Source organism: Streptomyces sp. NPDC020362 (genome assembly GCF_040642095.1).
Classification (GTDB): domain Bacteria; phylum Actinomycetota; class Actinomycetes; order Streptomycetales; family Streptomycetaceae; genus Streptomyces.
In genome coordinates, this window is the sequence record NZ_JBFAET010000075.1 from 26,162 (window position 1) to 40,624 (window position 14,463).

Sequence of the window (14,463 nt, forward strand, 5' to 3'; positions counted from 1 at the left end):
AGGGCCGCCAATCGGTGCGTGATCACGGCAGGTTGGCCGACGGATGGCGGATGCCCCCTGTGGGTGTCGACCGTGAGGATGGCCGACATGGATCCCGAACTCGAAGCATTCATCCCGCTGTTCCCCAAGGCCGACCTGACCGATCCGGTCACCGAGCGCAAGAACCTCGCCCAGCTGGCCGCCGCGGTGCCGGCACCGGACACCACGGGCCTGGAGATCGAGGACCGCACGGTGCCCGCCGATCCGGACGTTGCGGTGCGGATCTATCGGCCGCATCGACCGCAGGGCGCCATCGTCTGGCTGCACGGCGGCGGATTCGTCATGGGTGACCTGGACACCGAGCACCCGTGGGCCGCCCGGCTCGCGGACGGCTCCGGCGCAACGGTGATCTCGGTGGGCTACCGTCTGGCCCCCGAACACCGGTTCCCGGCCGCACTGGACGACGCCTGCGCCGTACTGGCATGGACCGCCGAGCACGCGGCCGAACTCGGCGTCGACCCGGAGCGGATCGCGGTCGGAGGTCACAGCGCCGGCGCGGGCATCGCGGCCGCGGTGGCGTTGCGGGCCCGCGACCAGCAGGGGCCGCCCGTCCGCTTCCAGCTGCTCAACCAGCCGGGGCTCGATGACCGGCAGGAGACATGGTCACAGCGGAACTTCACCGACACGCCCTGGATGAACCGCGACAAGGTCACCGCGTCGTGGCGTCACTACCTGGGCACCACGCCCGCCTCGCCGTACGCCGCGCCCGCGCGGGCCGCCGACCTGTCCGGCCTGCCGCCCGCCTACATCGCCACCGCGGAGTTCTGCCCGAACCGCGACGAAGACCTCGCCTACGCGCTGCGCATGCTGCAGGCGGGAGTCTCGGTCGAGCTGCACCAGTGGCCCGGCACCTTCCACGGATCGCAGGCCATCCTGTCCGCCGAGGTCTCGCAGCGGCAGATCGCCGAACTCGGGGACGCCCTGCGGCGTGCTCTGGCCGAGTGAGCGGGGCGGCCGGCCACCCCGTCTCACACCCCACCCGATGAACGACCACCGCAGAGAGGACGTCCTGGCATGACCGTCACCCCGATCGATCTCTACGCCTCCTTCATCCACCTCGGCCAAGGGGGCCAGGTGCGCGCCGAGAAGCCCGTGTTCGACCCCGGGCGGACCGGCTGGCAGTTGATGACCTTCCACGTGGAGTCCGACGCCGACGTCCACGCCGACCACTGGGAAGTCCACTCCGCCGCGGACGAGGTCGTCTCCTGCCTCACCGGCGGGATACGCCTCTACCTCCGCCCTGAGGGGCCGGGCGGAGAGGAGGAGAAGATCGAGCTGGCGGCGGGCACCGCGGCCATCGTGCCGCGCGGGCGATGGCACCGCATCGCGCTGGACGCCCCCAGCGACATCATGTCCCTCACCGTGCCGCGTGGCAGTCGTCTGGAGAAGCGGACCGAGACCTAGGCCGACGATGGTCCCCGTCCTCCTCTCCCCGGGACCAGGTCACCGGGTATTCCTTGCCGCCCGCGGTAACGGCGAACACGCCGGGTGCCTCGCCCCCGGACAGGTTCCTGAACGGCTTGCCCGTCCAGCGGATCCGGCCCGTCACCGCAGCTCTACGGTCACCTGGTACGTGGGCCCCACGCCGGTCATCGTGGCCGTCGCACCGGCCTTCGGCAGCACGACGTACGTACCGAGCTGCTTCTCCGACAGCTGCCGGCCCTGCGAAGTGTCCTACGCAGTGGGCGCCTTGAGCCTGAGCATGGGCGCCGATGCCGGGGCGTGCCCGCACCTCCCACTCGGGTCTGTGTCCCGTGACGTCGAACCCCGAGCGTCTGTCATTGAGGTTTGGTCACAGCTCGGCGATCCGGTCGGGCCGAAGCAGGAGCAGGGCGATGTCGTCGGTGTGTCGAGTGGCTTGTCGAGTGCGGTGGACGAGGCTGTCCACGAGTTGGTGCAGGGGGAGGTCGCTCCACTCGCCGAGGCGGTCTGCGAGATCGGCGATGGTCTGGGCGATGTCGATGCCGGGGAGCTCCACGAGGCCGTCGGTGTAGAGGGCCAGGAGCGCCCCCGGGCCCAGCGGCAGCGTGGTGAGCGGATAGGAGTGGGTGCCGAGACCGACGCCGAGAGGCGGGCCGGGATGGATGGCGACGGCATGGGCCCGGTTGCCGGGGTGTCGAAGGAGCGGGGGCGGGTGTCCTGCGCTGGCGAGGGTCACCTGGTGGCGGGCGAGGTCGAGGTGGGCGTAGAGACAGGAGACGAAGCGGCTGGCGTTCAGGTCGGCGAGGTCGCGGTCGGTGCGGGTGAGGACCTGGTCGGGCGCGGCTCCGGCCGTGGCGTGGGAGTGGACGGCCATGCGCGCCAGGCCCATGAGGGCAGCTGCCGACATGTCATGGCCTTGCACGTCTCCGATGACGGCTGCGGCGGTGGTGTCGGTGAGGCGGATGAGGTCGTAGAAGTCGCCGCCGAGGTTCACTCCGTGGCTGGCGGGGAGGTAACGGGCGGCCACATCGAGCCCGGTCACCGTGGGCAGGGCGTGGGGCAGGAGGGTCTGCTGCAGAGCGTGAGCGAGGCCGTGCTTGACGTCGTAGAGGCGTGCGCGGTCCAGGGCCTGGGCGATGAGACCGGCGAGCGGCGTGAGGATGGAACGCTCGGCGGCGGTGAACCGGTGGGGGGTGTTGTGGGCGAGCAGGAGAACGCCGATCGGGCGTCCGGAACTGTGCAGCGGCAGGAAGGCCCATGCTTGTTTGTCGGTGAGTTGCGGCGCCTTCGGGTACAGGTGGGCAAGCTCTTCCCGGTTGGCGAAGAACAAGGGCATTCCGGTTGCCATCGCGCGGCCGGCGGGGGTCAGATCGGCGTCCGTGGGCAGGCCGGCCAACCGCTCGATGACGTCAGGGTCGTACCCGCGGTGCCCGATGATCCGAATACGGTCGGGATCGGCAGCGGACATGATCATGCCGTGGGCGCCGAAGGCAGGCAGGACCTGGTCGGCGACCAGGTCGACGACGTCCTGAACGCCGACAGTCTCGGTCAGTGCGGCCGCCAGAACCATCAGAAGATGGATTCGGCTCTCCGGCGAGGCTGCGGCCCCGGTGGAGGGCTGCGTGCTGAGAGGCCTCGACGAGCGGTGGGGCATGGCGAGGATGCTCGTGCCGCTGTCGTCCGCGTGGAGGCGGAGGTCCAACCACTGGTCCGGCGGGCGCAGGACGGTCAGGGCGACGTCCTCGCGGCTGCTCAGAGCAGTGCGGTACGCGTCCATGTACGTCATGTTGTCGAGCCAGGGCAGTGACTGCGACGGCTGGGTGCCCAGAAGCTGCTCCACGGGTTTGCCGAGCAGCCCGACGGCGGCGGTGTTCACGTAGGTGATGTGCCCCGCGAGGTCGAGGGCGAGGATGCCGAGGGGAAGGCGTTCGACCAGGCCGGCCGCCGACGACGGGGACTGCGGCGTCGGCTCTTCGGGACGGGGAGGGACGAAACGGGGCCGCTCCGGAATGACTGGAGGGCGGACAGCCGCGTTCAGCACGCCCGCGATGCGGCGGGCGCTGAAGGCGATGCGTCGGCGCTCACTGCGGCTGAGATGCGGCGCACGGGCGGGAGGCCATGCGAGCAGCAGCGCACCCCGGCAGTGTCGGACTCGCGTGAAGGGCGCGGTCGCGAGCGCGACTTGGTACGGGAGGTTCGCCGCGGCACGCGGGTAGAGGCGTGCCAGCTCCTCCAGGGAACTCAGCCAGACGATCCGCCCGTCGTGTATCGAATCCCGCAGCGGACCCGGCGGGGCGAAAGCACTCCGCCACCACGGCGTGAACGCGTCGACCGGCACACCGCACAGCGCGACCAGGCCCAGCACCGACTCATCCGGGTCCACCAGATAGACGCCCCCCAGCCAGGCACTCGTACGGCGCACAGCCGCCGCCAAGGCCGCACCGAGCGGATCAGCTGCATCTGGCTGCTCGCCAGAACCGGTCATTCCACGCAGCACCTCATGCCCATGTTCAGAACGCTAAGGCCGCACGGTGGCAACAGCATGTGGATCAGTGGCACCGCGGCTTGACCTCACGCCTCTGAAAGCCCGGACCCGAGGGCATGGACCGCCTTGCCGAGCCTCCGACCAGCGCACTCAACGTTCGGTGGCGCAAACGTGCATCCGTCAGAGTGCGACGGCACATGCTCAGGGTTCGGTGACGCGGGGCAGTCTGCTCCACAGGGCGACCAGGGGCGCTCCACCCGGCATAGAATCGAACACATGTCTGAGCTGCCGCCTGATCTGCCCCGCCTGAGAGCGATCCTGGCGTATCTCGACAGGCAGATAACGGACAACGAGACCGTCGGCATCTACCTGCAGCTCCGGCGCGAGGCGGCCCGCAAGGCCCTCGCCGCCGCCGAACAACAAGCCGCGACCTCACGGCAGCGGCGATCCGGGCCACGGCGCCCGGCGTCATCCCCCGCCGCCGGACCCGGCTCGGGCAAACCCGGCTCGGGCAAACCCGGCTCCGCCGTAGCGGACTCCGGCAAACCCGGCTCCGGCAAACCCCCGGCGACCGGATACGTCATCGAGCCGAAGAAGCACCCGGCGCACCCGCTGCCCGCGCTCTACCATCTGGCCGACTGCACCATGATCCAGCGCAGGACGTCGCCCATCACTCCGCATCAGATACGCCTCGGGCTCCGCGATCCCCTCGGCATCCTCGCCCCGTGCGAGTTCTGCGCGCCGGACAAGGGGCTCGAACCGGCCGGCTAGGTGCGGCCCGGCCGGCGGCCCCTCGCATCCCTGCCGACATTGCTCGGCACCGCTGCCCTCCTTCCCGGGGAAGTCGAACTCGAAGCCATGGCATCCGAGTTCTGGAGGCTGCTGTTCCTTGCACCGTGCCCCGGTCACCGCCGCGGCGATCACAGTGCCGAGACCGGCGGGCGATCTTACCGATTGCTGACGAGCGGCTCGGGCGACATCCATGGTGCCCTGGCCGCGTCTAGCGTGATCGGTACATCCCCGTGTGCGAACGGTCGGCGCCGTTGCGTCGGTATGCCGGTTCGGCTTCGAGAGCTCCGTACATCCCTGGAAGGGCAGGAAGATGACTGTCGAGACGCTTGCGGTCTGCGCTTACCCGGAATGCACCCATCCGGTCGCGCCGACGCCCGACGACCCGGCGCCTCGTTACTGCGATCACCCCGAGCACAACGCGCTGGGTGCCTTCCGCAGGTTCCGCGCCAAGAGGCAGCAGCGCAAGGAGGAGAGGCGGCAGGCGGCCGAGGCCAAGAAGGCGGCCGAGGCAGGCACCGAGGCTCGGCCCGCCGCTCGGCCCATGACGCCGTCGCCCGCAGCCCAGGTGCCCGACCTGGACCTTGTCCCGGTCGAGGAGGTGGTGGAAGCCATGACGGACGGCGCTGCCGGTCGCGACGATCTCCTGGCGCTCATGTCCCAACTGGCCACGGACCTGCCGGTGTACATCGAGGAGCTGGCCATCATCACGGATTCGGCTGCCGCCGAGGCACGCATCGAGACCGTGACCAAGGCCTCGGCTCAGCGGACCCTGGCAGCCGAGCAGCGCACCGCGCTGGCGGAAGATGCCGCGGACATGGCCGTCGCGGAGCTGGACGAGGCCCGGCAGAGGTTCGAGGAGGAGACGGAGAGGATCCGAAAGGAAGCCGCGCAGCAGGTGGCCGACGCCGAGTTCGTGCGCGCCGAGCTCGAACGCTACCGCGAGCGGGTCGGCCGGCTGGAGGACCGTCTCGACAAGGTGCGCGAGGAGGCCGACGCTGCCCGCAGGGAGCGCAGCGACCTCGCGCTGAAGATCGAGCGCCACCGCGCTGAGCGCAACGAGTAGTCGAGGAGCTGGTCGAGGAGCTGGTCGAGGAGCTGGTCGAGGAGCCGGCCAAGGAATCGGCCGACGAGTGGTCGACGGGTAGCCGACCAGTAGTGATCGACCGCCCGCGCGGCGAGCGGGATCCTGCTCGTAGCGAGCCCGGGCGCCACAGGTGTTGCGGCGCGGCGGTCCGTGGGTCCGGGGTTGAGGTGCGGGGAGGTGCCGTCGGCCGGTGGGACGGCCGATGTCCGCAAAGGCGTCCGGCCCCGCCATCGGACACGACGGGGCTGGGCCGGCCTTACGCCGAATGGGTCTGCCGGTAACTGCCTAGAGCAAGCCGCCGAGGAGGCCGAGCACTGTACCGAGCAGGTGGCTAATGAGGTCCATCTGGATACTCCTTCCTTCAGGGGATGGTGCCACTACGGCCGAGTCTGGATTAATAGAACAAGTCGAGCAATTGGGGTTGGGCTGACCGGGATCCGGTCGGCTCTGCACGCGGCTCGGCCCGGCTCCCCGGGGCCCTACTTCGCCCCGTCCCCCCGGATCCTGCGCCCCCGGTAGAACCGTCCCCCGACCCCGACGAAGCGCAGATCCAGCCCCACCCCGTCACGTTCGGCATGCAGGTGCAGGTGCGGTTCCGTCGTGTTGCCGCTGTTGCCCACCTCGCCGAGGAACTGGCCCTCCTCGACGACATCGCCCGGCTTCACGGTGACCGAGCCCGGCCGCAGATGGGCCATCTTGATGATCTCGCGGCCCGTGTCGAGGAAGACGTGGTTGCCGTAGGGCGGTTCGTAGCGGATCTCGCCGGGCCGCTGGTCGGGGAAGGTGGTGGCGGCCGAGACGACGCGGCCGTTGCAGGGGGCGTGGACGGGGCGGCCGTAGGCGGCGTACGCGGTCAGGTCGTGGCCGGGACGGGTACGGGTGCCATGGGGGCCGAGGGCGACCAGGTCCAGGGCGCCGCGCTGTTCCGGAATGTCGGCGTGGTGGTTGATGAGGCGGCCACCGCCCTGGAGGACGTACCAGGTGCCCTCCAGGGGAAAGCGGAGAGGCTGGGAGACGGGGGCGCGCCAGTGGTGGAGACGGGCCCTGGCCACCAGGAACACGCCTGCGACGAGCAACGCCAGGGCGATGCCCAGCGCCGGGGTGAAGTGCCCGTTCGGCAGGGACGGCAGACGGTAGGCCGAGAGGAGGGAGGTGAGGGCGAGCGCCCGGACCGAGCGGTGCCGGAGACGGGGTTGTTGGGCGAGGGCGCTACGGCCCTCGACGAAGACGACGATGGCGGCGAGGGTGGCCATGCCCGCGCCCCATGAGGTGCGGTCGTCGGCGGTCCAGATGGTGAAGACGTTCCAGAGGGTGATCAGCAGGAGGTACACCAGCCAGGGGACGGATTCCGCGAGGCGTCCGCCGCGGGCCTGGGGCTTGTAGGGGACTCCTTCGAGGAGCAGGCCGGTGATCTCCTCGCCGTCGGGAGTCTGCTTGGCCCAGGCGCGGACCCTGCCGTGCGGGCCGGTGACGATCAGGCCGTCGGGGCTGTCCGTGACGGTGACGGGGGTCCCGGTGCGGGCGAGCGTCGTCGCGACGATCTGCTCCATGGTGTCCGCACCGACGGCTTCCGCGACGGCGGGCGCGAGACGGACGCGGTCGGCCGGATCCGCCGCGAGGAAGCGCGTCAGCGTCTCCGCCTCCGGCGGCAGGGTGTCGGTCTCCGGCGGTGCGGACGAGGGCGCGGGCACGGCCTCGGGCGTCGGATTCGGATCGTGCATGTGTCCCCCGTGGTTCCGGCTCTTGCGGCAGTCGGCCGCCCGCAAGGTGCACCGCGCGGCCGACTGGAAGACGATCAGGGGTGCGGCGGGGTTCTTCGCGCGGGACGGTCGGCGACGCACACGTGTCGGTTTCTTTACGGATCCCTGACGCCGCGACCGCATCCACGAGCCGCCCCCGTGATGTCCTCCCCGTTGTCCGGAACCGGATGGAAGTCGCGTCGGAGAATGGAGTGCCATGGAAGGCACTGTCGTCGCAGTGGTGCTCGTGGCCCTGCTCGGGTTGATCGTGCTGAAGAGCGGGATGCGGGTCGTCAACCAGGTGGAGCGCGGGGTCGTGTTCCGGTGGGGTAAGGCACTGCCGAGCCACCGGCAGCCGGGGATCACCTTCCTCATCCCGTTCGCCGACCGCATGCGCAAGGTGAACGTGCAGGTCGTGACCATGCCGGTGCCCACGCAGGAGGGCATCACCAAGGACAACGTGTCGGTGAAGGTCGACGCCGTCGTCTACTTCCGGGTGACCGACCCGGTGCGGGCCGCCATCGAGGTGCAGGACTACCACTTCGCCGTCGGACAGGTCGCCCAGTCCTCCCTGCGCTCGATCATCGGCAAGAGCGACCTGGACGATCTGCTGAGCGACCGGGAGCGGCTGCACGAGGGGCTGGCGCTGATGATCGACAGCCCTGCCGCGGGGTGGGGCATCCACATCGACCGCGTCGAGATCAAGGACGTCCAGCTCCCCGAGTCGCTGAAGCGGTCCATGTCCCGGCAGGCCGAGGCCGAGCGGGAGAGGCGGGCCCGGGTCATCACCGCGGACGGTGAGTTCCAGGCGGCCCAGCAGCTGGCCAACGCGTCGAGGATCATGTCGGACACCCCCGAGGCCATGCAGCTGCGGCTCCTCCAGACCGTCGTCGAGGTCGCCGCCGAGAAGAACTCCACGCTCGTGATGCCGTTCCCGGTCGAGCTGCTGCGGTACTTCGACCGCGCCGCCGCGAACCTCGGCGCCCAGAACGCCGGTACGCAGAACGCCGGTACGCAGAACCCCGTCGCGCAGAACAGCGACGCACAGAATGCCGGCACGCAGAACGCCGTCGCGCAGAATCCCGCTCTGGAGAACCCGGCCCTGGAGAACCCCGGTATGCAGAACGCCCTGGGTCTCGCCGCCGACCTCATCGCGAAGAGCGTTCCGGAACAGCAGCCGCAGGAGAACGACGCCCGGCCGTAACGAGCGAGCCGGTCACGGCCAGCGAGCCCACTGCCATCACGGCCATCGCCGCGGACGGTGAGGTGAGTTGGGCCAGCGAGCCTGCCAGCGCCGCGCTCACGCCCTGCAGGGTCAGCATTCCTGCCGAGTGCAACCCCAGGGCGTGACCGGCCAGTTCGTCCGGGGTCAGGCTCATCAGCCGCTCCTGCTGGACCAGGCTCGCCCCGAACCCGGCGGAGGCCACCGTCACGCACACCGCGGCCACGGGCACCGGCGGGTGCGCGCAGAACAGCAGGTACGGCGTCGCCAGGAGAAGCAGCAGCGGCGTCGCGAGCCGGGGACGTACGGAGGCCGGGACCAGCCGTCCGACCGTCACGTCCCCGGCCAGCATGCCGAGCGCCGCACAGGCGAACAGGGTGCCGGCCGCGTCGGGGGCGTACGACACGTAGAGCGACTCGCAGCCGACGACGAGCCCGTTGGGCAGCCACAGGCCCAGATAGGTGAGGCGGCGCGGGCGGACGGACCACAGCAGCACGTTGGTGCGCCAGGTCGCCGCCGGGGAGAGGCGGCCGGTGGCACGGGGCGGGCGGCGGGTGAGCCCGAGGCGCAGGACCAGCGCGGCCGTCAGATACAGGGCCGCCGCAACGAGCAGACAGGTCCGCGGGGACAGGGTGGTCAGCAGGGCGCCGCCGGTGGCGTACCCGGTGATCTGCATCAGCCCGCTCATCATGTTGAACAGCGAACGCCCGGGCAGATAGCCGTCCTTGGCGAGGATCTCGTTCAGCAGGCCCCAGCGGATCCCGCCACCGAGGGACTCGACCGGGCCCAGCAGCAGGACGACGGCGAAGAGGGCGCCGGCCGGGAGGCCGGGCAGTGCCTGGAGGGCCGTACCGGCCGCGAAGGCGAGCGAGACGGCGACGAGGGCCGTGCGCGGGGGCAGGCGGTCGGCGCCGGAGAGCAGGAGGGTCGCGCCCAGCACCTGGGCCAGCGACGGGCCGAACATGCTGATCGCCGACAGCAGCGGGGAGCCGGTCGCCCGGTACACGAGCGTGCCGAGGGCGAGTCCGCCGACCGTCTGGGCGGCGGCCGTCAGGGCCCCACCGAGGAACAGCGGGGTGAACTCCGGGGTGCGGAACAGGGATCGGTAGCTGGGCATGCCCCGGAGTCTCGGGCGGGCCCGGCAGGCCCCGTTATTGTTTCGCCGTCACGCGAAAGGTCATGGAAGAGATCGTGGCATGGGTCGTGGCGAAGGTCATGGCGAGGGTCGTGTCACAGGTAGCGGCAAAGGTCGTGTCACAGGTAGCGGCAAAGGTCTTGGGAAGAGGGTGCCGTGGGCTGGTGGCAGTTGAACGCGGACACCCTGGCCCGCAGCCGGTTCGTCCTGTCCCCCCTCGCCGAGACCTTCGCGAGTCTGAAGCTGCTGCACTCGGGGCAGGGCGCGCATCCCGGTGAGGGGGAGTGGCTGCGTGCCCATATGCCCGGCTACCGGGCACGGCTCACGGCCGACCCGGTGACGGCCCGGCTGGTGCGGGCGGGGCTCGGCCGGGAGTGGATCGCGGACTTCCTCACGCCCACCCCGCGCGCCGGGGAGGGCTTCGCCGACGAGGTCGCCCGGGTGCGCGCGGCCGGGCCCGCCGCCGCCCGCGCCCATCTGCGGCTCTCCCTCGCCGGGCCGCTCCCTGCCGCACTGGACCGGGACGACCTGCCCGAGCGGGCGGCCGCGCTGCTGGAGTGGGTGTGGGAGGAGACGGTGCTTCCGTACTGGGAGCGGCGCCGGCGGGTGCTGGAAGCGGACGTGATGGCACGGACCGCCCAGGTGAGCCGGGGTGGCTGGGTGAGCGTGCTGGACTCGCTTCGGCCGGGTGGGACGCGATGGCTCGGGGACAACCGCTTCCAGGTCAATCTGCACGAGTACCCGCCCCGCGAGATCTCGGGCTCCGAGCTGCTCTTCGTGCCGGTGACCCCGCAGCGTACGGGGTGGGTGGCCTGGGAGGAGGGAGAGCGGTACGCCGTGGTCTATCCCTGCGCCGGTGTTCTCGCGGGTGAGGGCGAGCGTGCCGTGCCCGCGAGTCTGGGCGCGCTGCTCGGACCCGCTCGGGCCGCGGTCCTCGTCCTCCTCGGCTCCCCCATGAGCACCACGCAGCTGACCGCGATCACCGGACAGGGGCTGGGCTCGACGGGCCGGCATCTGAAGGTGCTGCGGGAGGCGGGGCTGGTGCAGCGGTGGCGTGCCGGTCGGTCGGTGCTCTACTCGCGGACGCCGGCGGGTCAGGTGCTGATGGAGGCCGGGACGGGCGGACGGGCGGGACGGGGACGGTGAGCGGGCAGCCGGCGCGGACGGGAGCAGGGGCGGCGGACGGCTGACGGGAGCCGGGCGGCCGGGAGCCGACGGGAGCAGGGAGGCCGGGAACCGAGAGGGCCGGGAGCCGACGGGAGCAGGGGCGGCCGGGAGCCGAGGCGGCCGGGTGTCGACGGGGACTGGAAAAAGGTGCCCGTAACCCGGGGCCGTAACCCGCCGGGGCTAGCATCCGGACCATGACGACTACTGACCACAACGGCTCCGTGCTGAAGACCGAGATCGGAGCCCTCAAGGGCGGCTCCGCGAACCTGCCCCAGTACGCGGGCAAGACCGTGCTCATCGTGAACGTGGCCTCCAAGTGCGGCCTGACCCCGCAGTACTCGGGTCTGGAGCGGCTGCAGGAGCGGTTCGCCGGGCAGGGCTTCACCGTGCTCGGGGTGCCCTGCAACCAGTTCCTCGGGCAGGAGCCCGGCACCGCCGAGGAGATCGCCGAGTTCTGCTCGGCGACGTACGGCGTGACCTTCCCGCTGACCGAGAAGGTCGAGGTGAACGGGGAGGGCCGGCACGCGCTGTACGAGCGTCTGGTGGGCTTCGCCGACGCCGAGGGACACAGCGGGGACATCCGCTGGAACTTCGAGAAGTTCCTGATCGGCCCGGACGGGCAGGTCGTGGCGCGGTTCTCGCCGCAGACCGAGCCGGAGTCCGCCGAGGTCGTGACGGCCATCGAGAAGCAGCTGGCCTGACCGGTTGACCTTGCCCCTGGGGCAAGGGAGAGCGTCCCTGTCACCGGGCGGAAAGAGCCGCCCGGTGACGGAGGATGGACATCGTGGACGAGGAGCTGCTCACCATCGGCGCGTTCGCCGCGCGGGCCCGCCTGTCGGCCAAGGCGCTACGGCTGTACGACCGCCTCGGGCTGCTGGAGCCGGCGCAGGTCGACGAGGCCAGCGGCTACCGCTACTACCGCGCCGGCCAGGTGGAGCGTGCCCGTCTGGTGGCTCTGCTGCGGCAGCTGGACATGCCGCTGGCCGGGATCGCCGAGGTGGTCGGGGCCGAGGGCGCCGAGGCTGCCGACCGGCTCGCCGCCTACTGGGCGGCCGTGGAGACCCGGGTGGCCGGGCAGCGGACCCTCGCCGAGTACCTCCGTGGACGGCTGTCGGGGAGGAGCTCCGAGATGTACGAGAAGTTCGTGGTCGAAACGGTGGACGTGCCGGCGCAGGTGGTGATCACCGAGTCGCGGCACACGCTGGCGGACGAGCTGCCGACGTGGATCGGCGCGTCGCTGGGCCGTCTGGAGAAGGCCGCGCAGGAGTGCGGGGGCGTCGCCGCTGCGCCGTTCGTCGTCTACCACTCCGAGGTGTCGATGGAGAGCGACGGGCCGGCCGAGTCCTGTGTGCCGGTGACCGACGAGGCGGCGGCCCGGGCCTGGGTGGAGCGGCACGGCGGTCCCTGGGCGACGCGGGTCCGGGTGGAGCCGGCGGCCCGGCTGGCCTACACCCGGATCAGCAAGGCGCAGGTGGCGCATCCGCAGATCCTCGCCGCCTTCGAGGCGGTGGAGCACTGGATGGCCCAGGAGGGGCTGGAGATGGCCGGCCCCTGCCGCGAGGTGTACTTCGCGGACTGGGATGCGGCGGGAGCCGGGGACCCGGTCTGCGACGTGGCTTTCCCCGTGCGTTCGCAGGCGGCCGCCGAGGGCGAGTGAGCCGAAGGGGCGCGCCGGTGTCGAGGGCTCGAGCGGGCGGAGGCCCGACGGGCTGAGTACGGTCGTGGTCCCGACACCGGCTCTGGCGCCCCGGAGGCGAACCAGGCCCGACAGGAAAGGGGCCGAGCCCCCTCGGCAAGGACGGCGACTCGTCGAGAGGGCTCTGCGCGGGTGGTGCTTGTGCAGTTGTCGTCGGACGTGTCTACGAGGGAGCGTCAGAGAGGGCTCCCTACGCCTTGACCGAGGCCACGAAGGCGTTCCACGCCTCGGTGGGGAAGGCCAGGATCGGCCCCTCGGTGACCTTGGAGTCGCGTACGGCGAGTTCCGCGGTGGTGGGCGACTTGACCTCGACGCAGGCGCCGTTGCCCGCGGAATAAGAGGACTTCATCCACGTCTCCGAAGCGCCCTGAATCAGTGCCATGTCCACTCCTGTTGCGAGTTGCTGGTGGTGCGGTTCACGCCAACCTTGTCGTCTGATTGGCGTGATCGACGCTACCGGGCAACTGCCTCTGCCGGAGTAGCCGTTCACTCAAGCGGATGGCATATTCCAAGTGAGCCTTCCGAGAAAGCGGACTCACGGTGTACGATCCGGCACTTCCTGTGGAGCAGGGGTCAATCGGCGTAGGTTTTCGCTACATCGGAGATGTATTGCCGGGATTGCTCCACATTGAGGGACTGTGCCCGCAGATGCTCGTACATCACGGCGTACTTCTGGACGTCCAGCGCCTTCTCCAGGTACAGGTCGCTGGTGACGCCCTCCAGGTAGACGACACTGGAGTCGGCGGCGTCCGTGAACTCCAGGATCGCGTACTGCCCGTTGAGCCCCGGATGCGCGCCCACCTCGAAGGGCAGGACCTGCACGGTGACGTGCGGCAGCTGGGACATCTCGATCAGGTGCTCCAGCTGCTCCCTCATCACCAGCCTGCTGCCGACGACCCGGCGCAGCGCCGCCTCGTCCAGCACCACCCACAGCCGCAGGGGGTTGCCCTCGGCGGTGATACGTTCCTGTCGGCGCATGCGCACCTGCACGCGCTTCTCGATCTCCGCCGTCGACGTCTCCGGCAACGCGCCCTGCACCAGGGCCTCCGCATAGGCACGGGTCTGCAGCAGACCGGTCACCAGCTGGGGTTCGTACACCCGCAGCGACTCGGCGTCGGTCTCCAGGCCGATGTAGACGCTGTACGGGATGTCGCCGAACGTGTGCCACCAGCCCTGCTGCCGCGAGTCCCGGGCCATCTCCATCAGCGAGTCGACGATGCGCTGGTCCTCGACCTCGTACACCCCGCACAGGTCGCGCACATCGCGCTGGCTGATACTTCTGCGGCCGTTCTCCAGCCGACTGATCTTCGACTGCGACACGAGCAGCCGCTCCGCCACTTCTTCGGCCGTCATGCCCTTGAGCTCGCGGAGCCTGCGCAGCTCCTGGCCCAGCCGGCGTCGCCTGACGGTGGGATTGACATTGGACGCCACGGGACGTGCACCTCCGGCTGCCTGCCTGTACCTGACACTTTGTGTATCTGCTGCTGAGCAGACTGCCACCAAGGTGCTTTGTACCGCTGGGAAACAGTGGATATGCGGCGCGTACGCGTCAGTTCGGGCACGAATTTGCGGACGTGCCAATGCGGTCGAGGGGGGGGGGGGGGGGCCGCAAAGTACCGCCCCCCCCCCCCCCCACACCCCGGCCGCAAACAGCGGGGGGGGGGGAAGGGGGGGGGGGGTGT

General features: G+C 70.6%; 13 protein-coding genes. 8 read left to right on the forward strand and 5 right to left on the reverse strand.

The features are described from left to right. Nucleotides 1-87: 87 nt before the first annotated feature. Together AB0H32_RS25085 and AB0H32_RS25090 are read left to right on the forward strand one after the other, a co-directional pair. Nucleotides 88-984: an alpha/beta hydrolase gene (locus AB0H32_RS25085; protein WP_361124491.1), complete on the forward strand. Its 897-nt coding sequence runs from the start codon at nucleotides 88-90 to the stop codon at nucleotides 982-984. 69 nt (nucleotides 985-1,053) lie between these two features. Next, a complete protein-coding gene (locus AB0H32_RS25090; RefSeq protein WP_361124493.1) occupies nucleotides 1,054-1,443 on the forward strand; it encodes a cupin in 390 nt (129 codons plus the stop codon). Between the two features lie 388 nt (nucleotides 1,444-1,831). Here the strand turns inward: AB0H32_RS25090 and AB0H32_RS25095 are convergent, their stop codons facing one another. Continuing rightward, nucleotides 1,832-3,946 carry a SpoIIE family protein phosphatase gene (locus AB0H32_RS25095; RefSeq protein WP_361124495.1) on the reverse strand — a complete coding sequence of 705 codons (2,115 nt, stop codon included), beginning with the start codon at nucleotides 3,944-3,946 and terminating at the stop codon, nucleotides 1,832-1,834. A gap of 276 nt (nucleotides 3,947-4,222) precedes the next feature. Here AB0H32_RS25095 and AB0H32_RS25100 point away from each other — a divergent pair, with 276 nt between their 5' ends. Next, the gene (locus AB0H32_RS25100) at nucleotides 4,223-4,717 is read left to right on the forward strand and encodes a DUF6233 domain-containing protein (protein ID WP_361124497.1); all 495 of its coding nucleotides are present in this window, start codon (nucleotides 4,223-4,225) and stop codon (nucleotides 4,715-4,717) included. 331 nt (nucleotides 4,718-5,048) lie between these two features. Then, nucleotides 5,049-5,801, forward strand: coding sequence for a hypothetical protein (locus tag AB0H32_RS25105; RefSeq protein WP_361124499.1), 753 nt, complete (start codon nucleotides 5,049-5,051; stop codon nucleotides 5,799-5,801). 500 nt (nucleotides 5,802-6,301) lie between these two features. Here AB0H32_RS25105 and AB0H32_RS25110 read toward each other — a convergent pair whose 3' ends face one another. Next, a complete protein-coding gene (locus AB0H32_RS25110; protein WP_361124501.1) occupies nucleotides 6,302-7,663 on the reverse strand; it encodes a M23 family metallopeptidase in 1,362 nt (453 codons plus the stop codon). A gap of 115 nt (nucleotides 7,664-7,778) precedes the next feature. Between AB0H32_RS25110 and AB0H32_RS25115 the strand changes: the two genes are divergently transcribed. Then, entirely contained in the window at nucleotides 7,779-8,765 is a 987-nt protein-coding gene (locus AB0H32_RS25115; protein WP_361124503.1) for a slipin family protein, read from the forward strand. Here the strand turns inward: AB0H32_RS25115 and AB0H32_RS25120 are convergent. Further along, complete coding sequence (locus AB0H32_RS25120; RefSeq protein WP_361124504.1) at nucleotides 8,710-9,900, reverse strand: MFS transporter; 1,191 nt, start codon at nucleotides 9,898-9,900, stop codon at nucleotides 8,710-8,712. The two genes, AB0H32_RS25115 and AB0H32_RS25120, sit on opposite strands and share 56 nt — an antisense overlap. Before the next feature lie 174 nt (nucleotides 9,901-10,074). Here AB0H32_RS25120 and AB0H32_RS25125 point away from each other — a divergent pair, with 174 nt between their 5' ends. The 3 genes from AB0H32_RS25125 to AB0H32_RS25135 all read left to right on the forward strand — a co-directional run bounded on the left by AB0H32_RS25125 (nucleotide 10,075) and on the right by AB0H32_RS25135 (nucleotide 12,742). Further along, nucleotides 10,075-11,064 carry an ArsR family transcriptional regulator gene (locus AB0H32_RS25125; RefSeq protein WP_361124506.1) on the forward strand — a complete coding sequence of 330 codons (990 nt, stop codon included), beginning with the start codon at nucleotides 10,075-10,077 and terminating at the stop codon, nucleotides 11,062-11,064. A gap of 215 nt (nucleotides 11,065-11,279) precedes the next feature. Then, the gene (locus AB0H32_RS25130; protein ID WP_361124508.1) at nucleotides 11,280-11,786 is read left to right on the forward strand and encodes a glutathione peroxidase; all 507 of its coding nucleotides are present in this window, start codon (nucleotides 11,280-11,282) and stop codon (nucleotides 11,784-11,786) included. A gap of 74 nt (nucleotides 11,787-11,860) precedes the next feature. Beyond that, nucleotides 11,861-12,742, forward strand: a complete 882-nt coding sequence (locus AB0H32_RS25135) for a MerR family transcriptional regulator (RefSeq protein ID WP_361124509.1) — start codon at nucleotides 11,861-11,863, stop codon at nucleotides 12,740-12,742. 229 nt (nucleotides 12,743-12,971) lie between these two features. On the opposite strand, the gene AB0H32_RS25140 is transcribed toward AB0H32_RS25135, so the two are convergent. Both AB0H32_RS25140 and AB0H32_RS25145 read right to left on the reverse strand, forming a co-directional pair. After that, nucleotides 12,972-13,163, reverse strand: coding sequence for a DUF397 domain-containing protein (locus AB0H32_RS25140; protein ID WP_361124511.1), 192 nt, complete (start codon nucleotides 13,161-13,163; stop codon nucleotides 12,972-12,974). A 191-nt stretch (nucleotides 13,164-13,354) separates the two neighbouring features. Further along, the gene (locus AB0H32_RS25145) at nucleotides 13,355-14,212 is read right to left on the reverse strand and encodes a helix-turn-helix transcriptional regulator (protein WP_361124512.1); all 858 of its coding nucleotides are present in this window, start codon (nucleotides 14,210-14,212) and stop codon (nucleotides 13,355-13,357) included. Between the last annotated feature and the right edge of the window lie 251 nt (nucleotides 14,213-14,463).